General features: G+C 47.4%; 16 protein-coding genes, 7 tRNA genes and 3 rRNA genes. 4 read left to right on the top strand and 22 right to left on the bottom strand.

Annotated elements, in window-relative coordinates:
- The 19 genes from rpoB to ICV32_RS00140 form a co-directional block, all read right to left on the bottom strand.
- Positions 1 to 4,101 (bottom strand): DNA-directed RNA polymerase subunit beta, encoded by a 4,101-nt coding sequence (gene rpoB, locus ICV32_RS00230; RefSeq protein WP_215370805.1) that lies wholly within the window; start codon positions 4,099 to 4,101, stop codon positions 1 to 3.
- 225 nt (positions 4,102 to 4,326) lie between these two features.
- Entirely contained in the window at positions 4,327 to 4,704 is a 378-nt protein-coding gene (rplL, locus tag ICV32_RS00225; protein WP_215370803.1) for a 50S ribosomal protein L7/L12, read from the bottom strand.
- Between the two features lie 36 nt (positions 4,705 to 4,740).
- The gene (gene rplJ / locus ICV32_RS00220) at positions 4,741 to 5,331 is read right to left on the bottom strand and encodes a 50S ribosomal protein L10 (protein ID WP_215370800.1); all 591 of its coding nucleotides are present in this window, start codon (positions 5,329 to 5,331) and stop codon (positions 4,741 to 4,743) included.
- Between the two features lie 220 nt (positions 5,332 to 5,551).
- On the bottom strand, positions 5,552 to 6,250 hold the full coding sequence (gene rplA, locus ICV32_RS00215) for a 50S ribosomal protein L1 (protein WP_215370798.1): 699 nt from the start codon (positions 6,248 to 6,250) through the stop codon (positions 5,552 to 5,554).
- A gap of 2 nt (positions 6,251 to 6,252) precedes the next feature.
- Positions 6,253 to 6,684, bottom strand: a complete 432-nt coding sequence (gene rplK / locus ICV32_RS00210; protein WP_108507572.1) for a 50S ribosomal protein L11 — start codon at positions 6,682 to 6,684, stop codon at positions 6,253 to 6,255.
- A gap of 115 nt (positions 6,685 to 6,799) precedes the next feature.
- Complete coding sequence (nusG, locus tag ICV32_RS00205; RefSeq protein WP_371817070.1) at positions 6,800 to 7,357, bottom strand: transcription termination/antitermination protein NusG; 558 nt, start codon at positions 7,355 to 7,357, stop codon at positions 6,800 to 6,802.
- Between the two features lie 21 nt (positions 7,358 to 7,378).
- Positions 7,379 to 7,756: a preprotein translocase subunit SecE gene (secE, locus tag ICV32_RS00200; RefSeq protein WP_215370793.1), complete on the bottom strand. Its 378-nt coding sequence runs from the start codon at positions 7,754 to 7,756 to the stop codon at positions 7,379 to 7,381.
- A gap of 26 nt (positions 7,757 to 7,782) precedes the next feature.
- A tRNA-Trp gene (locus ICV32_RS00195) sits at positions 7,783 to 7,858 on the bottom strand.
- A 9-nt stretch (positions 7,859 to 7,867) separates the two neighbouring features.
- Entirely contained in the window at positions 7,868 to 9,058 is a 1,191-nt protein-coding gene (tuf, locus tag ICV32_RS00190; protein ID WP_108507569.1) for an elongation factor Tu, read from the bottom strand.
- A 64-nt stretch (positions 9,059 to 9,122) separates the two neighbouring features.
- Positions 9,123 to 9,197 (bottom strand) — tRNA-Thr (locus tag ICV32_RS00185).
- 50 nt (positions 9,198 to 9,247) lie between these two features.
- Positions 9,248 to 9,321, bottom strand: a tRNA-Gly gene (locus ICV32_RS00180).
- Between the two features lie 73 nt (positions 9,322 to 9,394).
- Positions 9,395 to 9,480 (bottom strand) — tRNA-Tyr (locus tag ICV32_RS00175).
- A 106-nt stretch (positions 9,481 to 9,586) separates the two neighbouring features.
- Positions 9,587 to 9,700: ribosomal RNA gene (rrf, locus tag ICV32_RS00170) — 5S ribosomal RNA — on the bottom strand.
- A 112-nt stretch (positions 9,701 to 9,812) separates the two neighbouring features.
- Positions 9,813 to 12,684: ribosomal RNA gene (locus ICV32_RS00165) — 23S ribosomal RNA — on the bottom strand.
- Between the two features lie 237 nt (positions 12,685 to 12,921).
- Positions 12,922 to 12,997, bottom strand: a tRNA-Ala gene (locus tag ICV32_RS00160).
- A 28-nt stretch (positions 12,998 to 13,025) separates the two neighbouring features.
- Positions 13,026 to 13,102 (bottom strand) — tRNA-Ile (locus ICV32_RS00155).
- A 58-nt stretch (positions 13,103 to 13,160) separates the two neighbouring features.
- Positions 13,161 to 14,693 (bottom strand): 16S ribosomal RNA (locus tag ICV32_RS00150).
- The 16S, 23S and 5S rRNA genes sit together here with 5 tRNA genes alongside, the layout of an rRNA operon.
- Before the next feature lie 415 nt (positions 14,694 to 15,108).
- A complete protein-coding gene (locus tag ICV32_RS00145) occupies positions 15,109 to 15,753 on the bottom strand; it encodes a BON domain-containing protein (RefSeq protein ID WP_215370791.1) in 645 nt (214 codons plus the stop codon).
- A gap of 1 nt (position 15,754) precedes the next feature.
- A complete protein-coding gene (locus ICV32_RS00140; protein ID WP_215370788.1) occupies positions 15,755 to 16,363 on the bottom strand; it encodes a phosphoheptose isomerase in 609 nt (202 codons plus the stop codon).
- A gap of 101 nt (positions 16,364 to 16,464) precedes the next feature.
- Here ICV32_RS00140 and rsmI point away from each other — a divergent pair, with 101 nt between their 5' ends.
- Positions 16,465 to 17,358 (top strand): 16S rRNA (cytidine(1402)-2'-O)-methyltransferase, encoded by an 894-nt coding sequence (rsmI, locus tag ICV32_RS00135; protein ID WP_215370785.1) that lies wholly within the window; start codon positions 16,465 to 16,467, stop codon positions 17,356 to 17,358.
- On the opposite strand, the gene ICV32_RS00130 is transcribed toward rsmI, so the two are convergent.
- Complete coding sequence (locus ICV32_RS00130) at positions 17,359 to 17,883, bottom strand: cytochrome c5 family protein (protein ID WP_215370782.1); 525 nt, start codon at positions 17,881 to 17,883, stop codon at positions 17,359 to 17,361.
- Between the two features lie 98 nt (positions 17,884 to 17,981).
- Here ICV32_RS00130 and ICV32_RS00125 point away from each other — a divergent pair.
- Positions 17,982 to 18,057 (top strand) — tRNA-Arg (locus ICV32_RS00125).
- A gap of 182 nt (positions 18,058 to 18,239) precedes the next feature.
- The gene (locus ICV32_RS00120; RefSeq protein ID WP_215372432.1) at positions 18,240 to 19,274 is read left to right on the top strand and encodes a fatty acid desaturase; all 1,035 of its coding nucleotides are present in this window, start codon (positions 18,240 to 18,242) and stop codon (positions 19,272 to 19,274) included.
- Between the two features lie 220 nt (positions 19,275 to 19,494).
- Here the strand turns inward: ICV32_RS00120 and ICV32_RS00115 are convergent, their stop codons facing one another.
- A complete protein-coding gene (locus ICV32_RS00115) occupies positions 19,495 to 20,139 on the bottom strand; it encodes an MBL fold metallo-hydrolase (protein WP_215370779.1) in 645 nt (214 codons plus the stop codon).
- A 44-nt stretch (positions 20,140 to 20,183) separates the two neighbouring features.
- Between ICV32_RS00115 and gcvH the strand changes: the two genes are divergently transcribed.
- On the top strand, positions 20,184 to 20,576 hold the full coding sequence (gcvH, locus tag ICV32_RS00110; protein WP_215370777.1) for a glycine cleavage system protein GcvH: 393 nt from the start codon (positions 20,184 to 20,186) through the stop codon (positions 20,574 to 20,576).
- Here the strand turns inward: gcvH and priA are convergent.
- Positions 20,573 to 22,651 carry a primosomal protein N' gene (gene priA, locus ICV32_RS00105; RefSeq protein WP_215370774.1) on the bottom strand — a complete coding sequence of 693 codons (2,079 nt, stop codon included), beginning with the start codon at positions 22,649 to 22,651 and terminating at the stop codon, positions 20,573 to 20,575. The two genes, gcvH and priA, sit on opposite strands and share 4 nt — an antisense overlap.
- Between the last annotated feature and the right edge of the window lie 169 nt (positions 22,652 to 22,820).

Genomic DNA, 22,820 nt, shown 5'->3' with positions numbered 1-22,820 from the left:
TCAGTTGCGCTCCATGTCAATGTCAATACCCAACGAACGGATTTCTTTCACTAGAACGTTGAACGATTCGGGCATGCCAGCATCAATCGTGTGCTCGCCCTTGACGATGTTTTCATAAACTTTGGTACGCCCGGTGACGTCATCAGACTTCACGGTGAGCATCTCTTGCAAGACATAAGAGGCGCCATACGCTTCTAGTGCCCAAACTTCCATCTCACCAAAGCGCTGACCACCAAACTGGGCTTTTCCGCCCAGAGGTTGCTGCGTCACCAAGGAGTATGGTCCGGTTGAGCGAGCATGCATCTTGTCATCAACCAAATGGTGTAATTTCAAGACATGCATTACACCAACGGTGACTGGGCGCTCAAATGCATCGCCAGTACGTCCGTCATACAAGGTAATTTGCTGACGCGATGGAGTCATATGTAAGCTCTTAGCCTGATCATCGGGATAAGCAAACTCCAACATCTTGCCAATCTCGTTTTCGGTAGCACCGTCAAAAACAGGGGTTGCAAATGGCAAGCCATTCTTTAGGTTGCTGGAAAGCTCCAGAATCTGCTCATCGCTGAAGTCATCGATATTTTCTTGACGACCCGTTTCGTTATAAAGCGTCTTAAAGAACTTTCTAAGATCAGCTACCTTAGCCTGCTCCTTAAGCATGGCATCAATCCGTTTACCAATACCCTGCGCAGCCCAACCCAAATGGGTCTCCAGAATTTGGCCAACGTTCATCCGTGAAGGAACGCCTAAAGGATTAAGCACGATATCAACAGAACGACCATCGGCCATGTAGGGCATGTCTTCGACTGGAACAATCTTAGATACAACACCCTTATTGCCATGACGACCTGCCATCTTATCGCCAGGTTGCAAACGGCGCTTCACAGCCAAGTACACCTTCACCATCTTGGTGACACCTGGTGGCAATTCATCGCCTTGGGTCAACTTCTTACGCTTTTCCTCAAACGCTGCATCAAATTGCTTGCGCTTTGCTTCAATCGAAGCTTTGATCGCTTCGACCTGTGCAGCGACATCTTCATCCGCCGGCCGAATGTCAAACCAATGGTAGCGATCCAACTCTGACAAATACTCTTTCGTAATCTTGCTACCTTTAGCTAATTTCTTGGGGCCGCCATTGGCTGATTTATTTAAGAGTAGTTTTTGTAAACGATCAAATGCATCGCCCTCAACAATACGCAACTGATCGTTCAGGTCTAACCGATAGCGTTGGAGCTCTTCGGCAATGATGGATTGAGCACGCGCATCACGCTCAATACCCTCGCGAGTAAATACTTGAACGTCAATGACGGTACCACTCATTCCCGAGGGCACGCGCAATGAAGTATCTTTTACATCAGAGGCTTTTTCACCAAAAATTGCGCGCAATAACTTCTCTTCTGGAGTCAGGGTGGTCTCGCCTTTTGGCGTTACCTTACCGACCAATACATCACCAGCCTCAACCTCTGCACCGATATACACGATACCGCTTTCATCAAGGCGTGCTAATTGGGATTCGGCCAAATTAGAAATATCCCTTGAGATCTCTTCCGAGCCTAACTTTGTGTCTCGCGCTACAACCGATAGTTCCTCAATATGAATAGAGGTATATCGATCATCCGCTACAACCTTCTCAGAAATCAAGATGGAGTCTTCAAAGTTATACCCATTCCAAGGCATAAAGGCGACGGTCATGTTTTGACCTAAGGCCAATTCACCAAGATCAGTTGAGGCGCCATCTGCAACCACATCGCCACGCTTGACATGATCGCCAACTTGAACGATTGGGCGCTGGTTAATGTTGGTATTTTGGTTCGAGCGCGTGTACTTAGTCAGGTTATAAATATCCACACCAACTTCACCGGCTGCGGTCTCATCGTCGTTTACACGAATCACGATTCGGTTCGCATCCACATAATCGACCACACCGCCGCGAGTTGCCATCACCACAGTTCCAGAGTCGAGGGCCACAATACGCTCAAGACCAGTGCCAACTAATGGTTTGTCGGGGCGCAAGCATGGAACGGCTTGACGCTGCATGTTTGCACCCATCAATGCGCGGTTTGCATCATCATGCTCTAGGAATGGCACAAGTGAAGCTGCAGCAGAAACGATTTGGCTTGGCGCCACATCAATGTAATCAATCCGCTCTGGACCAACCATCATGGTCTCGCCTGCTTGGCGAGCAGATACTAATTCGTCTGCAAGTTTACCGTTTTTATCAATCGTGGCATTCGCCTGAGCGATGGTGTACTTCGCTTCTTCAATCGCCGACAAATACTCAACCTGATCGGTTACCTTGCCATTGCTTACCTTACGATATGGCGTCTCAAGAAAACCATGCTCATTTAATCGGGCAAACAAAGCGAGTGAATTAATCAAACCAATGTTTGGTCCCTCTGGAGTTTCAATTGGGCAAACCCGACCATAATGGGTTGGATGCACGTCGCGTACTTCAAAGCCGGCGCGCTCTCGGGTTAATCCACCAGGCCCCAATGCCGAGATACGACGTTTATGCGTAATCTCAGACAATGGATTGGTTTGATCCATAAATTGCGATAGCTGCGATGAGCCAAAGAACTCACGAATCGCCGAAGAAATCGGTTTGCTATTAATTAAATCATGGGGCATTAAGTTTTCGGTCTCGGCTTGGCCAAGGCGCTCTTTTACTGCGCGTTCAACACGTGACAACCCGGCACGAAACTGGTTTTCTGCCAACTCACCAACACACCGCACACGACGATTACCAAGATGGTCAATGTCGTCGACCTCGCCTTTACCATTACGAAGATCAACCAAAATCTTGATGGTATCCATGATGTCTTCATTCGAGAGCACCATCGGGCCTTCCATCTCGCTACGACCCAAACGACTATTGACCTTCATGCGGCCAACGCGTGATAAATCATAAGAGTCTTCGCTATAGAACAGGCGCTGGAACAAAGCCTCAACCGCATCTTCAGTAGGTGGCTCGCCAGGACGCATCATGCGGTAAATGGCAATACGAGCAGCGGTTTGATCCGCAGTCTCATCCATGCGCAAGGTCTGCGAAATATAAGCGCCACAATCTAAGTCATTGGTATAAATAGTCTCAAATTGCTTAATACCACTCTCACGAAGTTTTGCTAAGAGATCTTCTGTAATCTCGTCGTTCGCACTTGCTAATACTTCGCCGGAATCCGGATCAACAATATTTTTAGCGACCACGCGACCAATTAAAGAATCATCCGGTACGGTAATAATTTTAGTTTTAGCAGCCTCAAGCTCACGAATATGCTTTGCATTGATGCGCTTGTCTTTTTGAACAACAACAACGCCATTCTTATCAACGATATCAAATCGAGCAACTTCACCACGCAAACGCTCTGGAACAAATTCCATGGACGCGCCTGACTGTGAGAGAGTGAAATGGTCAAAATTAAAGAAGTTTGCCAAAATCTGCTCGTTATTTAAGCCAATCGCTTTAAGCAAAATGGTGACGGGCATCTTACGACGACGGTCTACTCGGAAATACAAAATATCTTTGGGATCAAATTCAAAATCAAGCCAAGAGCCGCGATAAGGAATGATGCGCGCAGAGAACAAAAGCTTTCCTGAGCTATGGGTTTTACCTTTGTCATGCTCAAAAAACACACCGGGTGAACGATGGAGCTGAGAAACAATCACACGCTCGGTGCCATTGATCACAAATGAGCCTGTATCAGTCATCAAGGGGATTTCACCCATATAGACTTCTTGCTCCTTCACCTCTTTTACCTTCTGCGGCGCCTCACGGTCATTAATGATCAAGCGTACTTTGGCGCGCAAGGCAGAGTGATAGGTCAAGCCACGCTGCTGACACTCTTTGACGTCAAATGGTGGTGGTGATAACTGATAGGACACATATTCCATGCGAGCGTATCCATTGTTGGATACGATCGGGAATATCGATGTAAATGCAGATTGAAGCCCCTCATTCGCTCTTGCGGTTGCAGGTTTATCAGCCTGCAAAAATTTAGCATAAGACTCGAGCTGGGTTGTAAGCAGGTATGGAACCTGGTGATTATTGGGTCGCTTAGCAAAACTCTTACGGATGCGCTTGCGTTCGGTGAAGCTATAGTTCATTTCATCTCCGATGGCAGCGACTGAGCAAAGATTTGGCGGCTGGCCTCTACCAGCCTCTGGCGGACAGCAAAACAATCTAAATTGTTATGCCCGACCAAACTTGTCTTCTGCAGTCGTATCAGAAGGCAAACCAGATTTCAGACTTACATCAGTAAATGTGAGATCTGGTTTGACCACTGAGGATCAAACCAAGGAGAGCCCAGGGGCCCTCCAGCAATCTCAAAATTACTTGAGGTCGGCTTTTGCGCCAGCGTCCTCGAGCTTTTTCTTAGCCTCTTCCGCTGTTTTCTTATCAACGCCTTCTTTGATTGGTTTTGGTGCGCCATCAACCAAATCTTTTGCCTCTTTCAAGCCAAGACCGGTAATCTCACGAACCGCCTTAATCACGCCAACCTTATTAGCACCAGCCTCAAGGAGGTTTACGGTGAATTCGGTCTTTTCTTCAGCTGCTGCAGCAGCTCCGCCACCGCCAGCAGGTCCGGCGACAGCCATTGCGGCTGCAGAGACGCCAAACTTCTCTTCAAATGCCTTAACCAAATCATTCAAATCCATTACGGACATATTGCCAACTGCTTCAATAATTTCTTCTTTAGTAATTGCCATTTTTAGCTCCTAAACTATATAAGTTGATCCTGCGCATTAAGCCGCAGGAGTTGGGTTGTCTTGCTCGGGTGCAGCACTCACTTCGGGTGCTGGCTCTGCGGCAACTTCAGCAACTGGTGCGGCCGCTACAGTTGGCGCTCCACTTGCTTTTTGCTCTGCCACAGCACCAAGAACACGAGCCATTGCTGACACAGGCGCCTTCATCACTCCCAATAACTTCGAGAGCAATTCTTCGCGTGACGGAATCGTCGCCAGTTCTTTAACACCGTTTACATCAAGTACTTTGCCGTTATAAAAGCCTGCTTTGATCACTAATTGATCTTGACCTTTAGAAAACTGATGCAATACCTTTGCCGGAGCAACAGGATCTGCAGAGATTCCATAAATCAAAGGTCCAACCATTGAGTCACCAAGTTGCTCAAACGGTGTTCCTTGCGCAGCACGACGGGCCAGGGTGTTCTTCAATACTCGAAGATAAACACCTTGGGAACGCGCATTGGCACGCAAGGTGGTTAACTCACCCACGGGAATCCCGCGATACTCGGCAAGCACCACTGTTTGAGCCGCAGCCAATTGAGCGCCGACATCAGCCACAATCGCTTTTTTGTCTTCTACATTCAAAGGCACGGTTTAACTCCTTCTCATTCCGATTGTTTCCAATCGGGGTTACACACCAGCGTCTGATTTGTCTATCACGGGGTGTGCCCGAAATATCCTTACAGGGTCGCCATCTAGGTTGGTCATTACTCGCGTAATTATTAAGAACTCGTCAAACAGCACTTTGTTCACCAACGGTCTTTGATGTTCGAGTGCCAAGGCACTCGACCCAAAGTTTTTTACTACGGGCTTATGCAGCCTGTAGCGAAGCTTGATCGATCCGCACACCAGCACCCATAGTGCTACTGACCGCGATCTTTCTTAAATAAATCCCTTTTGATGCGCTTGGCTTAGCCTTATTTAAGGCATCAAGTAGGGCTAGTAAATTGGTCTTAAGAGCGGTTGGCTCAAAAGAGCGACGGCCAATCGAAGCGTGCACAATACCAGCCTTGTCTACGCGGAACTGGACCTGGCCTGCCTTCGCATTCTTAATTGCAGTAACTACGTCAGGGGTCACGGTACCGACCTTTGGATTAGGCATCAAACCGCGTGGGCCCAATACTTGTCCCAAAGTTCCAACAATCTTCATGGTATCTGGGGATGCAATCAACACATCAAAATTAATGTTGCCGCCTTTAATTTGTTCGGCTAAATCTTCCATACCAACAATCTCGGCTCCAGCTGCTTTGGCTTGTTCAGCCTTTTCGCCCTGAGCGAAAACAGCAACGCGCACATGTTTACCAGTACCAGCAGGCAACACAACCGCGCCACGCACAACTTGATCTGATTTTTTCGCATCAATGCCTAATTGAACAGCAACATCGATTGACTCATCAAACTTTGCCGTTGCGCATTCCTTAACTAACACCAATGCATCATCCAACGGATAAAATTTATTTCGATCTACCTTGGACTGAATCGCTTTCACACGCTTTGATAATTTAGGCATGCTTAGACTCCTTCCACGGTAATGCCCATCGAACGGGCGCTGCCTGCCACAGTCCGCACAGCAGCATCTAAATCTGCAGCGGTTAAATCAGGCATTTTTAACTTGGCAATTTCCTCAGCCTGAGCTCGAGTGATCTTACCAACCTTATCGGTATGAGGGCGGGGTGAGCCCTTCTCAATTTTTGCTGCTTTCTTAATCAAAATAGTTGCGGGTGGAGTCTTCATCACAAACGAGAAGCTCTTGTCCGCAAAAGCAGTGATTACAACAGGAATCGGCAAGCCAGGTTCCATGCTCTGAGTTTGAGCATTAAACGCTTTACAGAATTCCATAATATTGAGGCCGCGCTGACCTAATGCAGGACCAACGGGTGGGGATGGATTTGCTTTACCAGCAGGAATCTGCAGCTTAATAAAGCCAATAATTTTCTTTGCCATACTTGCTCCAAAAAAGCGCGCTAACAGGTTGTGTTAACCGCCGTTGAGTAAACGCTTCACCAGAATTGGCGTGTTCTAGATCCGCTCCTCGATTACTACTTGATACTTCTATAAATTACATCTTCTCCACTTGACCAAATTCCAGTTCAACGGGAGTACCGCGACCAAAAATTGTAACAGAAACACGGAGTTTTGACTTCTCGTAATTCACTTCTTCTACATTTCCATTGAAATCGGTAAATGGGCCTTCTTTGACACGAACCATCTCACCCACCTCAAATAGGGTCTTGGGCTTGGGCTTATCTACCCCGGCCTGCATTTGGTCCATGATTTTGCTGACTTCTGCAGTTGAAATTGGGGATGGGCGATTACGAACACCGCCTACGAAACCAGTGACTTTTGGGGTGTTTTTGACCAAATGCCAGGTTTCATCGGTCATTTCCATCTCAATTAATACATAACCGGGGAAAAATCGACGCTCTGATACGGCCTTTTGACCCGACTTAACCTCTACCACTTCCTCTGAAGGGACTAATATGCGGCCAAACTTATCGGCCATCCCAGAGCGAGCAATTCGCTCTTCAAGTCCTTTTTTGACGCTCTTTTCCATACCAGAATAGGCATGGATTACATACCAGCGCATATTGCCAGTTGCCTGAGGGTTTGAAACCATATCAGCATCAACCATATTGCCTCACTTCCAGCCTAAAAAGATTGAAAACACAAGCCATTCGACTAATTTATCAATTAGCCATAAAAAGAGCGCCATAATCAAAACGAAGCCAAAAACTACAAGGGTCATTCGGGTTGATTCTTGGCGACTTGGCCAAACTACTTTTTTTACCTCTAGCCAAGAGTCCTTGCTGTAGGCAATAAAACGCTTACCGTCAGCCGAAAAAATCATCAACACAATTGCTAATGCAATGCCACCTAATAACGCACCTAGTCGAATCCAATATCCTTGATCAATCAGGGTGTAATAAAGAACCAATGCAGCGATCACAATAGCAACCGCTACAAGGCTAACCCAGCCTGATTTCTGCTCCGAGCTTTCTATCGTTTGTTGTGACATTTACAAATCCGCTTACAAAATAATGCTGGCAGGGGCGGAGGGCATCGAACCCCCAACCTTTGGTTTTGGAGACCAACGCTCTGCCAATTGAGCTACGCCCCTAATTCGTTCTTAAGCCAAAATCTTCGCAACCACGCCCGCACCGACGGTACGACCGCCTTCACGGATCGCAAAGCGCAAGCCCTCTTCCATGGCGATGGGGGCAATGAGCTTCACGGTGATGGTGACGTTATCGCCAGGCATCACCATTTCTTTGTCTTTTGGCAACTCAATCGAGCCGGTGACATCGGTGGTACGGAAGTAAAACTGAGGACGGTAGTTGTTAAAGAAGGGGGTATGACGACCGCCCTCATCTTTGGACAACACATAAACCTCGGCGGTAAAGTGGGTGTGGGGAGTAATCGAGCCCGGCTTGGCTAATACTTGGCCACGCTCGACTTCTTCGCGCTTGGTACCGCGCAAAAGAATACCAACGTTGTCGCCGGCTTGACCTTGATCGAGCAGTTTACGGAACATCTCCACGCCAGTACAGGTGGTCTTCAGTGTTGGCTTAATGCCCACGATCTCAATCTCTTCACCGACTTTCACAATCCCGCGCTCGACACGACCGGTCACCACGGTGCCACGACCAGAGATCGAGAACACGTCTTCGACTGGCATCAAGAACGCGCCATCAATCGCGCGCTCGGGATTGGGGATATAGCTGTCTAAGGCTTCGGCAAGCTTCATGATCGCGCCTTCACCGAGCTCACCCTTGTCGCCTTCTAAGGCAAGCTTGGCAGAGCCCTTGACGATCGGGGTATCGTCGCCTGGGAACTCGTACTTGGAGAGCAGCTCACGCACTTCCATCTCCACGAGTTCTAAGAGTTCAGCGTCGTCCACCATATCGCATTTGTTCATAAACACGATGATGTAAGGCACGCCCACTTGGCGAGCCAAGAGGATGTGCTCACGGGTTTGGGGCATGGGGCCGTCAGCGGCCGAGACCACCAAAATGGCGCCGTCCATCTGCGCTGCACCGGTAATCATGTTCTTCACGTAGTCGGCATGGCCTGGGCAATCGACGTGCGCGTAGTGACGGTTCTTGGTCTCGTACTCAACGTGGGCAGTATTAATCGTAATACCACGGGCCTTCTCTTCGGGAGCCGCATCGATCTGATCGTACGCTTTGGCTTCGCCACCAAAGAGCTTAGAGAGCACGGTGGTAATTGCTGCGGTGAGCGTGGTCTTACCGTGGTCGACGTGACCAATGGTGCCAACGTTCACATGGGGTTTAGTCCGTTCAAATTTTTCTTTTGCCATTTTGGGTGCCTTGTCATCTACTTAAATCAAATTGATTCACACTAAAAAAATTAACCACAAAAACTGGTGCCCATGGGCAGGATCGAACTGCCGACCTCTCCCTTACCAAGGGAGTGCTCTACCACTGAGCCACATGGGCAGCGCTCTAACATCACACTGCGTCGATACTGCACATGAACTACCAAAAGCTGGAGCGGGTGAAGGGAATCGAACCCTCGTCATAAGCTTGGAAGGCTTCAGCTCTACCATTGAGCTACACCCGCAATCAAAACTGCTTAATTACATCCACTCATACTTCACTTATTCCGCTCCTACTTCTTTTGCTACCTATTCATCTGGTGGAGAGAGTTGGATTCGAACCAACGTAGGCGTAAGCCAACAGATTTACAGTCTGCCCCCTTTAGCCGCTCGGGCATCTCTCCGAGAACCGTACATTTTCTCTTGTTCGGTCAATACTGTCAATCCGCAAGTCCTTCTTCCACAAGTGAAAACGCCCAGACCGTAGGGGTCTGGGCGTCACACATTGGTGCCCGGCAATTACCTACTTTCACACGGGTAATCCGCACTATCATCGGCGTTGAGTCGTTTCACGGTCCTGTTCGGGATGGGAAGGGGTGGTTCCAACTCGCTATGGTCACCGGGCGTAGATGGTAGGTTGTTTCTAAAGAAACAACCCAATTTGAGCAAGCAATGTATTGCTTAATATCGATAGTGACTTGAATCACGCAAACTTCAGCACAATGGTGCTGGTTATAGGATCAAGCCTAACGGGCAATTAGTATCAGTTAGCTTAACGCATTACTGCGCTTCCACACCTGACCTATCAACGTTGTGGTCTTCAACGACCCTTTATGGAGGTTAAACCTCCGGGAGATCTTATCTTCAGGCAAGTTTCCCGCTTAGATGCTTTCAGCGGTTATCTCTTCCGTACATAGCTACCCTGCGATGCTTCTGGCGAAACAACAGGTACACCAGCGGTACGTCCACTCCGGTCCTCTCGTACTAGGAGCAGCCCCCGTCAAATCTCCAACGCCCACGGCAGATAGGGACCAAACTGTCTCACGACGTTTTAAACCCAGCTCACGTACCTCTTTAAATGGCGAACAGCCATACCCTTGGGACCGGCTACAGCCCCAGGATGAGATGAGCCGACATCGAGGTGCCAAACACCGCCGTCGATATGAACTCTTGGGCGGTATCAGCCTGTTATCCCCAGAGTACCTTTTATCCGTTGAGCGATGGCCCTTCCATACAGAACCACCGGATCACTATGACCTGCTTTCGCACCTGCTCGACTTGTCGGTCTCGCAGTTAAGCACGCTTTTGCCATTGCACTTTAGGCACGATGTCCGACCGTGCCAAGCGTACCTTCGTACTCCTCCGTTACACTTTGGGAGGAGACCGCCCCAGTCAAACTGCCTACCATGCACTGTTCCCGACCCGGATAACGGGCCAAGGTTAGAACCTCAAATAAATCAGGGTGGTATTTCAAGGTTGGCTCCACCAGAACTAGCATCCTGGTTTCAAAGCCTCCCACCTATCCTACACAGACCGATTCAAAGTCCAATGCAAAGCTACAGTAAAGGTTCATGGGGTCTTTCCGTCTAGCCGCGGGTAGATTGCATCATCACAAACATTTCAACTTCGCTGAGTCTCAGGAGGAGACAGTGTGGCCATCGTTACGCCATTCGTGCAGGTCGGAACTTACCCGACAAGGAATTTCGCTACCTTAGGACCGTTATAGTTACGGCCGCCGTTTACTGGGACTTCAATCAAGAGCTTGCACCCCATCATTTAATCTTCCAGCACCGGGCAGGCGTCACACCCTATACGTCCACTTTCGTGTTTGCAGAGTGCTGTGTTTTTATTAAACAGTCGCAGCCACCATTTTATTGCAACCCTTTTGCCCTTCTGTTGTTCATAGTTAAGCTACTTGGGCGTACCTTATCCCGAAGTTACGGTACCAATTTGCCGAGTTCCTTCTCCTGAGTTCTCTCAAGCGCCTTAGAATACTCATCTCGCCCACCTGTGTCGGTTTGCGGTACGGTCTCGTTAGACTGAAGCTTAGAGGCTTTTCTTGGAACCACTTCCAATTGCTTCGTGAGCAAGCTCACTCGTCCCACACCCTTGATTTATGCTACCGGATTTACCTAATAGCCATCTCCAATGCAGGAACCGGGACATCCAACACCCGGACAACTCTCCGCGATCCGTCCCCCCATCGCATCTAACGACGGTCAAGGAATATTAACCTTGTTCCCATCAGCTACGCATCTCTGCCTCGCCTTAGGGGCCGACTCACCCTACGCCGATGAACGTTGCGTAGGAAACCTTGGGCTTACGGCGAGGGGGCTTTTCACCCCCTTTATCGCTACTCATGTCAGCATTCGCACTTCTGATACCTCCAGCATGCTTTACAACACACCTTCGCAGGCTTACAGAACGCTCTCCTACCATCACTTACGTGATTCGCAGCTTCGGTAACTGGCTTAGCCCCGTTACATCTTCCGCGCGGGACGACTCGATCAGTGAGCTATTACGCTTTCTTTAAAGGGTGGCTGCTTCTAAGCCAACCTCCTGACTGTTTTAGCCTTCCCACTTCGTTTCCCACTTAGCCAATTTTAGGGACCTTAGCTGGCGATCTGGGTTGTTTCCCTCTTGACACCGGACGTTAGCACCCGATGTCTGTCTCCCGTGCTGACACTCAAAGGTATTCGGAGTTTGCTATGGCGCGGTAATCCGCAATGGACCCCACAACCATTACAGTGCTCTACCCCCTTTGGTGATACACGAGGCACTACCTAAATAGTTTTCGGAGAGAACCAGCTATTTCCAGTTTTGTTTAGCCTTTCACCCCTATCCACAGCTCATCCCCTAACTTTTCAACGTTAGTGGGTTCGGTCCTCCAGTACGTGTTACCGCACCTTCAACCTGGCCATGGATAGATCAACTGGTTTCGGGTCTACACCCAGCAACTAACGCCCTATTCGGACTCGCTTTCGCTACGCCTTCCCTATGCGGTTAAGCTTGCTACTGAATGTAAGTCGCTGACCCATTATACAAAAGGTACGCAGTCACCCCTTGCGGGGCTCCTACTGTTTGTATGCATGCGATTTCAGGATCTATTTCACTCCCCTCCCGGGGTTCTTTTCGCCTTTCCCTCACGGTACTTGTTCACTATCGGTCGATTACGAGTATTTAGCCTTGGAGGATGGTCCCCCCATATTCAGACAGGATTTCACGTGTCCCGCCCTACTTGTCTCTAGCCTAGTACCACACATCATTTTTCGCATACGGGGCTATCACCCTTTATTGCCGGACTTTCCATTCCGTTCTGCTAAATGTTGTGCTATCACTAGAAGGCTGTTCCCATTTCGCTCGCCACTACTTTGGGAATCTCGGTTGATGTCTTTTCCTCTCGCTACTTAGATGTTTCAGTTCACGAGGTTCGCTCCACACACCCTATGTATTCAGATGTGGGTGCCGCAAAAGCGGCGGGTTTCCCCATTCGGAAATCTTCGGATCAAAGCTTGTTTGCCAGCTCCCCGAAGCTTATCGCAGGCTACAACGTCCTTCATCGCCTGTAATCGCCAAGGCATCCATCACATGCACTTATTCACTTGATCCTATAACGAGCACCATTACTGATACCGGTTACAGGTTTTACTTCTGACATGTTTGCCGTAATCCAAACTTGATAAAACTCATTTGTATTACTGATGATTCAATCACTACCCATACTACTTGTTGTTTGATGCACTCTCAAAGATGCATCAAACGCATTGCTTACTCAAATTGTTAAAGAACAGCCATAAATGGCAAAACAAAACACTGCAGCAATGCTTTGTTTTGACATTTAATGATGGTGGAGGATGACGGGATCGAACCGACGACCCCCTGCTTGCAAAGCAGGTGCTCTCCCAGCTGAGCTAATCCCCCATCGACCGCAATCTGTACCGCCGCTTGATGGTGGGTCTGGTAGGACTTGAACCTACGACCCCCGCCTTATCAAGACGGTGCTCTAACCAGCTGAGCTACAGACCCGTGGCGTTTTTTGTCAACCGATAAGTGTGGGCACTAAAGTTTTAGCATCATTCTCTAGAAAGGAGGTGATCCAGCCGCACCTTCCGATACGGCTACCTTGTTACGACTTCACCCCAGTCATGAACCCTGCCGTGGCAATCGCCCTCCTTACGGTTAGGCTAACTGCTTCTGGCAAAACCCACTCCCATGGTGTGACGGGCGGTGTGTACAAGACCCGGGAACGTATTCACCGCGACATGCTGATCCGCGATTACTAGCGATTCCAGCTTCACGTAGTCGAGTTGCAGACTACGATCCGGACTACGATGCGTTTTAAGAGATTAGCTCCCCCTCGCGGGTTGGCAACCCTCTGTACGCACCATTGTATGACGTGTGAAGCCCTACCCATAAGGGCCATGAGGACTTGACGTCATCCCCACCTTCCTCCGGTTTGTCACCGGCAGTCTCTTTAGAGTGCTCTTGCGTAGCAACTAAAGACAAGGGTTGCGCTCGTTGCGGGACTTAACCCAACATCTCACGACACGAGCTGACGACAGCCATGCAGCACCTGTGTTCACTTTCCCTTACGGGCACCTAATGTATCTCTACTTCGTTAGTGACATGTCAAGGGTAGGTAAGGTTTTTCGCGTTGCATCGAATTAATCCACATCATCCACCGCTTGTGCGGGTCCCCGTCAATTCCTTTGAGTTTTAATCTTGCGACCGTACTCCCCAGGCGGCTGACTTCACGCGTTAGCTACGTTACTGAGAATGTAAATTCCCAACAACTAGTCAGCATCGTTTAGGGCGTGGACTACCAGGGTATCTAATCCTGTTTGCTCCCCACGCTTTCGTGCATGAGCGTCAGTGTTATCCCAGGGGGCTGCCTTCGCCATTGGTGTTCCTCCACATATCTACGCATTTCACTGCTACACGTGGAATTCCACCCCCCTCTGACACACTCTAGCTATACAGTCACAGACGCCATTCCCAGGTTAAGCCCGGGGATTTCACGCCTGTCTTGTATAACCGCCTGCGCACGCTTTACGCCCAGTAATTCCGATTAACGCTCGCACCCTACGTATTACCGCGGCTGCTGGCACGTAGTTAGCCGGTGCTTATTCTTCAGGTACCGTCATTCGCAGACTGTGTTAGAGCTGCTGTTTCTTCCCTGACAAAAGAGCTTTACAACCCGAAGGCCTTCTTCACTCACGCGGCATTGCTGGATCAGGGTTGCCCCCATTGTCCAAAATTCCCCACTGCTGCCTCCCGTAGGAGTCTGGGCCGTGTCTCAGTCCCAGTGTGGCTGATCGTCCTCTCAGACCAGCTACTGATCATCGCCTTGGTGAGCTTTTACCTCACCAACAAGCTAATCAGACATCGGCCGCTCTAATCGCGCGAGGCCTTACGGTCCCCCGCTTTCCCCCTCAGGGCGTATGCGGTATTAGCGCAACTTTCGCTGCGTTATCCCCCACGATAAGGTACGTTCCGATGTATTACTCACCCGTTCGCCACTCGCCACCAGGTGCAAGCACCCGTGCTGCCGTTCGACTTGCATGTGTAAGGCATGCCGCCAGCGTTCAATCTGAGCCAGGATCAAACTCTTCAGTTTAATTCCTGTGAACCTTGCGGTTCGTCGCACTCATTTAAGAAATTGACTTGGTAAAAAACCAAATCATTTTTACTGTCTATGAGTACTGTTTATTTACATCTGTCCCGAAGGACTGGATGCCTCTACTCAGTACCCACAATTATCGGTTGACTAATTTTTAAAGAAGGCTGTCCCTAGAAATAATTCATGGAAATTCAGCGAAGTCCATAACTATGACATACCCTTAGTGTGATGTCAACACCTTCTTACAAATATTTTTATGCTGTAGAAGACCATAATTAACTCGATTAACTTTGGACACAATAAAATCAATGACTTGGGGACATATAGTGGTAAGAGCTTAATTTCTAATAAAAGTTGAGTCTTACTATACTAGGGTAAACACTTATAAATTAGAGCCAAAATTAATCCAACTTTAATTTGGGGCTGGGTTGGTGTCCGGCTGTGAAGTTCTTGCCTTACCTTCTTGTTCCAGGCGCCGTTTTTCGGCCTCCGAAATAATGTCAAAAAAGGCAAATACCTGCTTCACACCGCTTACCTTACTAACAATTTGCTTGGCTTTATCGGCCTCTTGCTGGGTCAAAATACCCATGAGATAGACCTTGCCACTCTCTACCGAGATATTCATGGAATTTGAAGGAACGTCAGGGCTAAAAATCAGTTGGGTTTTGATGCTGGAGGCCATATACGCATCGCTTGCTCGCTGGCCCAAAGAACTATTGGGTCCAATCACGATTTCGTTAAATAAAGAGCGAACATTTTTCATCGCTTTCACGTCATTGCCCGCCTGAGTTTTAATGGTGTCGTCTTTTGCCTCGCCAATTAGGAGAACTTTCTGATTAAAAGACACAACCACAATGTGGGCTGAATCGCCAAATTTTTTTGAAAGCTGGCTGTTGGCCTCGATCTCAACTCCCAAATCAATTGCCTGAACCGCAGGTGTTCTGCGATCAGCCAATATGGTTGCTCCACCAACCATGCCACCAACCACCAAAACGCCACAGGCGGAAAGCTGAAGCGCAAACAGAACCGCACAGACTATTTTAACAAGTCGCATCATTTCAATCCTCACCAAATAGAACATGGTCAACACCATCGCAAAGGCAGTGCAATAAAAGTAAATGGGTCTCTTGAATACGTGCTGTGCGGGTTGCTGGGACACATAGGTGAACATCTTCGCCGCTTAACAAAGCAGCGATCTTGCCGCCACCATTACCCGTCATTGCAACAATATGAATACCAATCTTCTTGGCAGCCTCAATCGCCTTAATCACATTCTTTGAATTCCCAGATGTTGATATTGCAATCAAAACATCGCCCGAACGTCCGATGCCCCGGACCTGTTTACTAAACACTTCCTCATAGCTGTAGTCATTCCCGATCGCTGTCAATATCGACGAATCGGTTGTCAGTGCAAGGGCCGCCAACTCACGGCGCTCGCGCTCAAACCGACCCATCAGTTCGGCTGCAAAATGTTGCGCATCCGCTGCAGATCCGCCATTGCCACAAGCCATTATTTTTCCATCCGCTTCAATGGACCGGGTGATTAATAAAATGGCTCGCGCAAGATCCAAAGGTAATGATTGGGCGCCCAATTGCTTTGTCGCAATACTATCGACAAAGTGCTGATGGGCTCTAGTTTTTAGCTCGTCTAATGGTTTTGTTTTCATCACAATATTATGCTCTGTTTTGCCATCCCCAAATCTATCTCCAGGCGATTTTCATTTCAATTCATTTGCGGAGATAATTGATTCTAAGGGGGCCCCTAACGTTGGAAATACCGTCACTCAGTGCATTTCAAAATCAGGACTTTCCAAGTGCCAGTTTGTATGTCATTGCTACCCCCATCGGAAATCTTGGCGACATTACATTAAGGGCATTGCATATTCTGAACCTTGTTGACGGAATTGCCTGTGAAGATAAGCGTCATAGCCTATTGCTTCTCAAACATTATGGAATCAGAAAGCCAATGGTGGCAATTCATGAGCACAATGAGATTGAGGCAGCAAAAAAGCTTATGGATCACCTTCAGGCGGGAGAACGATGGGCCTATCTATCCGACGCAGGTACCCCGGGAGTTTCCGATCCTGGGGCTCGATTGGTTGCTGAGGTTCAAATTAATGGCTATCAAACTATTCCAATCCCAGGCCCAAGCGCATTAACCGCCATGCTCTCGATCGCTGGTGAGGTCATGATTGCCTCCCGCGGACAGTTTCAATTTCTTGGTTTTTTACCAACCACAAAAAATGATTTTGAGGAGGCGCTTCGCTTAATGATTGAAAGCCCGATTCCAACCATTTTTTATGAAAGCCCACATCGCTTGGCCAAAACCTTAATTCGATTTAGCGAACTTCTCGGCAATGGTCGTCGCCTAAGTATTGGGCGGGAGCTTAGTAAGAAATTTGAAAGCCTTTTTTTATTAAGGCCCGATGAAATCCCAGGATGGCTTGAAAATCCCAACCACTTGAAAGGTGAATTTGTTTTTATCCTGGAAGGAAATAATCGCAAAACTATTTCGGAAAACCATGAGCCTTGGCACTTAGCTCAATTACTTTCTAAGCAATTGAGCAGCAAAGATCTTTCAATAGTTTTGCAATCAATGTATGGCCTTCAAAAAAATGAGGCCTACGATCTTGCTCTTGCAGCAAAAAAAGGTGGTGGTTAATTACTTTGCTGGTTCTGCCGGAGCTTGTGCCGAGGCTGGAGCCTTGGGCTCAGTAAATTTACCGCCGGCTGAATTTGCAAGATAAACAACCGATCGTGCAATTTCATAATCACTAACATCGGTTGGACTTGCACCGCCACGGGCAGGCATAGCACCCTTACCTTTCATAACCGATGCATAAAGAGCATCGTAACCCTTGGCAAGTCTACCGCCCCAGGAAGACGAATCCCCATACTTTGGAGCACCAGCAGCGCCGGAGTTATGGCAAGAAGCGCACACCGTTTTATAAACCGCCTCACCGGTTTGCACTTCACGTGGAGCACTCGCATCCTTGAAATTTAATTTACCAACCGGCTTAATTAATATCTCCGTACTTTTTTCCGAAGCCACATTCTGCTTATTTTTCCCACTGCTAACGTAAACGATCAATAAGAAAATAATAATGAGGGGTACAAAAAAACTTGCAATTACTGCGACACTCAGTTGCTTTGTATTTTTAATTAAATTACCGTGCTCTTCGCTCATAGTGGTTTGAAAAAGTGTGGTTAATTAGGAATGGCATAAATTATACCTAGAGCATCCTGGTTTCAGGCACTTACAATACATACTGATTAGTCCTAAATGCGCCCGTAGCTCAGTGGATAGAGTATTGGCCTCCGAAGCCAAGGGTCGCAGGTTCGATTCCTGCCGGGCGCGCCAGTTTCATCATTGTGTAACACCGAAATCCAAAAAAACCACTATGATTTGAGGATCTTAAGAAAGTCACTGTGTCAGAGCTAAATAGCGCCCTCCATTCCAACCAAGCATTGGTTAATCCGGCACCCCTCAGCCCAGATCTTCCCCTTCCTCACCGCAAGGTTATTCGGTCATGGCTAAGCCCAATGACCGAGGCTAGAACGTTTAAGGCAATTTTGCTACTAGTTCTCGATGCCGTCTTATGGATTCTAAGCATTGCTGCTACGGTGTATTTTGAGAATATTCTGATTAAGGTTCTCTTCGGAGTAATTGCTGGCTTTATAACGGGAAGAATCTTTATTTTGGGGCACGACGCGTGCCATCAAAGCTTTACCCCCCATCGCGCCTTAAATAAAGTGCTTGGACGGATTGCTTTTTTGCCATCACTTACCCCATACAGCCTATGGGATATCGGGCATAACGTTGTCCATCACGGACAAACCAACCTCAAGGGTTTTGATTTCGTATGGGCGCCACTTTCAAAGACAGAATACGATGCACTGCCTAAATGGCGTCAATTTTTAGAGAGGCATTATCGAAGTGGCTGGGGGCCCGTTACTTATTATTTGATTGAAATATGGTGGAACAAAATGTTCTTCCCAAATAAAAAATATCGCCCAGCGGATCGTTCTATTTTCATAAAAGATAATCTTTTGGTTAGTGCCTTTGCCCTAATCTGGATTGGTCTTTTGAGCTTTTTTGCCGTCAATACTGGGCAATCTGTTCTGATCGCATTACTGTGTGGCTTTGTGCTGCCCTACTTATTTTGGAACGGGATGATTGGATTTGTGGTCTATGTACACCATACCCATCCAGCAGTTTGTTGGTACGACAATAAATCAGAGTGGTTAAGGGCGCAGCCTTTTGTATCAACCACAGTTCACTTAACTTTTGGCTTCTATTGGGGCGCCTTGATGCATCACATCATGGAACATACCGCTCATCATGTGGATATGAGCGTCCCCCTTTACAACCTTCAGGCAGCCCAAAATCGGCTTGAAACCCTATTGCCAGAACGAATTATTGTTCAACCATTCTCTTGGAAGTGGTATTTTGATACCGCCAAGACCTGCAAACTTTATGACTTTTCGGAAAAGGCTTGGCTTGATTTTGATGGCAAAAAAACGGCTGATTCTGTTCGGGTTCTGCTTACCCCCTCTAACAATGGGGAAACGAGGTAAAATAATGGTTTCGAGAAGATTTATCAGATTCCGTTATGACCACGTCAACCACCCCAACTCCCACCCAAGATACTTCTCCCAGCCTTAAGTTTTGCTCTTCATGCAGCCGGGAAAAAAGGTTGGAAGGCGGCACCTGGATTCCTACAAGCAACCGAAAACAGCGTTGGATTTGCGCCAGTTGCCTCTACAACCGTACTCACCGTACCGGCTCCGCTAAAACTTAAACGCCATCCCCCACGTAGGGATTGCTTTGCCTTTCGCGGCCAAAAGTCGACATTGGGCCGTGACCTGGTACAAAATGCACGTCGTTTCCTAACGGCCATAACTTTGTTTTGATTGCAGATATCAGATCTGCATGATTGCCTCTCGGAAAGTCAGTACGCCCAATTGAGCCGGCAAATAGAACATCGCCAACAAAAGCCAGGCGGGTTGGCTCATCATAAAACACGATGTGGCCGGGTGTGTGCCCAGGACAATGGAACGCCTTGAGTTCATGCTCTCCAAGCTGAACCGTATCGCCATCAAGTAACCAGCGATCCGGCTCAAAGGGTTCGGCCTCCCCAAAACCAAACCGTACTGTTTGCTCAGGAAGTTGATCAAGCCAAAATTTTTCAAGGTGATGGGGGCCCTCTATGGGAACCTGCCATTTTTTTGCGAGCTCTTTCGCCCCGGCACAGTGATCTAAATGACCATGCGTTAATAACACCTTACAAAGTTTGACATCAAGTTTCGATAAGGCATCCTCAATTTTCTCCAAATCCCCGCCCGGGTCAACAACAGCCGCCTCTTTTGTTTTCTCACAAAACACGATCGAGCAATTTTGCTCGAACGGGGTCACGGGAACAATTGCGAGCTTTAAAGTCATGTCGGTATTATCAAACTTTTAATTAGAGTCGTTAAAATATTCTAATGAATATTTCCAGTAATCTTTTATTTGCTCAAACTCATGAGTGGATTAAACGTGGTGACGATAGCCTTTATTGGGTTGGTATTAGCAATCATGCCCAAGAAGCACTCGGCGATATCCTTTTTCTAAAGCTTCCAGATATCGGATCTTGCTTAAAACAAGGTCAAGCATGCGCTACGATTGAATCGCTTAAAGCAGCAAGTGATATTCATACTCCCATTAGTGGGGTCGTTGCTGAAATTAATGCTGCAGCTACTGAAAATCCTGAAAGGATTAACACTCAACCTTACGATGTTTGGCTCTTTAAGATCAAAGTAGATGACGAAGCAACATCTAATTTGGAGCTTGCATCATTAATGCCCAACCAACAATATGAGTCTGGCCTTAATAATTAAATAATCAATGGGTCGCGTTCAATTGACCAGCGTACTTTACCGATTTTTGAAATTCGTCCAACTGATCGTTCGCGCAGGTATTGGTCAAGAGCACTGAGTAATGCTTGAAGAGGTCCTCTCTGTCGCGACTCTATTAATAATTGCGACCGCTCCCACCCCCCAAGGCGAGCAATTGATTTTGGTACTGGATCAAAAATGGTAATTCCGGCTTGAGTATCTGCGATGCTTTGTAAATATTCCTTTGTGTGGTTTAGCCATGCCAACACTTCTTGCCTTTGCTTTGCCTCGGCATGCACCAAGGCTTGGTAACCAAATGGGGGCAGTTCTGCCTCTTGACGCGTTAGCATTAAATGCTCCATAAATCCTACTAAATCAAATGTTTTTATATATTGATAAACCGGGTCGTTTGGATAACGAGTTTCAATCAATATTTGTGTTGGTTCACCGCTAAAGCGACCAGCTCGCCCAGCAACCTGAACGAGTTGCGCAAATAAATGCTCTGGTGCCATATAGTCATTCGAATAAAGCCTAGCGTCTGCATCCAATACACAAACTAGGCCGATATTTTGATAATCATGCCCTTTAGCCAACATTTGTGTGCCAACGATAATTTGTGCTGACCCATCATGTATTTCTCCAAATAGTGCCTCACTTTTTTTACTTGTTCGTGCAGTGTCCGCATCGACTCGCAATACTTTGGCTTCTGGAAACAGTGTTTGCAGCTGATCTTCAATTTTTTGGGTTCCTCTTCCCAGCGGTTGTAAATCTGCATCGCCACACAGTGGACATCTTTGAGGAATGGTCTTTACTTGACCGCAATGATGGCAACACATCATGGGCGATTTAAAGTGGCCCAGCTGGCGATGCATCACCATATAGCTTGAACAATTGTCGCATTCGCTTAGCCAGCCACAAGATAAACATGTAATCACCGGGGCCATGCCGCGACGATTAATCAATATTAGACTTTGTCGGTTTTTATGAAGGTTATCCTCAAGTGCCGAAATCATTTTTGAGTTAATGGAGATTGAACCGGATGATTTTTCAGAACTCACTAACTCAACACTCGGTAACCGAAACCCCCCAACCCGACTAGTCAATCGAATTTCTTGATAGCGGCCCTCTTTTACGGCGTGCCAAGTCTGGGAGGATGGTGTTGCCGAAACCAAAATGATTGGAAGTCGTTCATTTTTTGCACGCCAAATGGCGAGGTCGCGCGCTGAATACCCGAGACCCTCTTGCTGTTTAAATGAGCTGTCATTTTCCTCATCGACAATGATTGCTACCAATTTTGGCAACGGGGTCATGATCGATAAACGCGTGCCTAATACAATACGCGCCGCCCCTGTCATTGCTTGATGCCACGCAATGCCACGTTGTTTTTCTGTTAATCCACTGTGAATTATCGCTAAGTTCTCTTCGGGGAAGTGGTCTTGAATCCGCCTTTGTAATTGTGGAGTTAGATTAATTTCAGGCAGCATGATTAATGCTTGGGCGCTGTGATCGAGTTTTAACAAGGATTCAATGAACGTAAGGTAAACGGCGGTTTTCCCACTTCCGGTAACCCCATTGAGGAGGTATGTATTAAATGTTCCTGCTTGATGGTTACTCAGTATCTGAATTGCATGCGTTTGTTCTTCATTGAGCTGGTTCTGGGCAATCTTCTTCTTGCTGTTTGATTGCGCTGTCGCCTTTTCCTTTGCAATTAATTGTTGTAGCGGCCTATTCCAGTGAGTACTTGTACGCCACCATTTGGGTATTGCTGAAATGAGCGTTTCGCCAAGTCCATGAATGTAATATTGGGATGCAAAGTACCCTAACTGCATCAAACGGCTGTCAAGTGGGATCAAAGGGGCGACTTGAAGAACGTTTTTTAATTTGGTTTGATTTATTTGAGTGTAACTACTTACTTCTATGATTAGACCGACCAAATTTGTACGTCCAAAAGGAACCTCAACCAACATCCCAATCTCGGGTTTAGCGCCAAGAGAGGCTGAATTCCATGAGTAATCAAATGCTTCATTAAGTGGCCGATCAACAACAACTTTAACGATAATTGGTGCCGATTGGGTCATTTAGCGGTGTATTGAATAATCTGTGGATAACTTTGTGGACAACCATCAATTTAGCCAATATTCAAAAGAAAGGATAGCGGCTCCTAACTTAATTGAATAGAATCAAAATTAATGAATATGCAATTAAATCAATAGCTTAGGTGATATACTCAAACCACGATATGTGGTC

The organism is Polynucleobacter sp. MWH-UH24A, from assembly GCF_018687475.1.
GTDB lineage: Bacteria > Pseudomonadota > Gammaproteobacteria > Burkholderiales > Burkholderiaceae > Polynucleobacter.
Note: the sequence above shows the minus strand (reverse complement) of the source record. Positions and strands in the feature narration are given on the sequence as shown.

What these genes read in the sequence shown, in the direction of transcription:
- rpoB (WP_215370805.1), bottom strand. Translation starts at nt 4,101, where the DNA reads ATGAACTATAGCTTCACCGAACGCAAGCGCATCCGTAAGAGTTTTGCT.
- rplL (WP_215370803.1), bottom strand. Translation starts at nt 4,704, where the DNA reads ATGGCAATTACTAAAGAAGAAATTATTGAAGCAGTTGGCAATATGTCC.
- rplA (WP_215370798.1), bottom strand. Translation starts at nt 6,250, where the DNA reads ATGCCTAAATTATCAAAGCGTGTGAAAGCGATTCAGTCCAAGGTAGAT.
- rplK (WP_108507572.1), bottom strand. Translation starts at nt 6,684, where the DNA reads ATGGCAAAGAAAATTATTGGCTTTATTAAGCTGCAGATTCCTGCTGGT.
- nusG (WP_371817070.1), bottom strand. Translation starts at nt 7,357, where the DNA reads ATGGTTTCAAACCCTCAGGCAACTGGCAATATGCGCTGGTATGTAATC.
- secE (WP_215370793.1), bottom strand. Translation starts at nt 7,756, where the DNA reads ATGTCACAACAAACGATAGAAAGCTCGGAGCAGAAATCAGGCTGGGTT.
- tuf (WP_108507569.1), bottom strand. Translation starts at nt 9,058, where the DNA reads ATGGCAAAAGAAAAATTTGAACGGACTAAACCCCATGTGAACGTTGGC.
- ICV32_RS00145 (WP_215370791.1), bottom strand. Translation starts at nt 15,753, where the DNA reads ATGATGCGACTTGTTAAAATAGTCTGTGCGGTTCTGTTTGCGCTTCAG.
- ICV32_RS00140 (WP_215370788.1), bottom strand. Translation starts at nt 16,363, where the DNA reads ATGAAAACAAAACCATTAGACGAGCTAAAAACTAGAGCCCATCAGCAC.
- ICV32_RS00130 (WP_215370782.1), bottom strand. Translation starts at nt 17,883, where the DNA reads ATGAGCGAAGAGCACGGTAATTTAATTAAAAATACAAAGCAACTGAGT.
- ICV32_RS00120 (WP_215372432.1), top strand. Translation starts at nt 18,240, where the DNA reads ATGACCGAGGCTAGAACGTTTAAGGCAATTTTGCTACTAGTTCTCGAT.
- ICV32_RS00115 (WP_215370779.1), bottom strand. Translation starts at nt 20,139, where the DNA reads ATGACTTTAAAGCTCGCAATTGTTCCCGTGACCCCGTTCGAGCAAAAT.
- gcvH (WP_215370777.1), top strand. Translation starts at nt 20,184, where the DNA reads ATGAATATTTCCAGTAATCTTTTATTTGCTCAAACTCATGAGTGGATT.
- priA (WP_215370774.1), bottom strand. Translation starts at nt 22,651, where the DNA reads ATGACCCAATCGGCACCAATTATCGTTAAAGTTGTTGTTGATCGGCCA.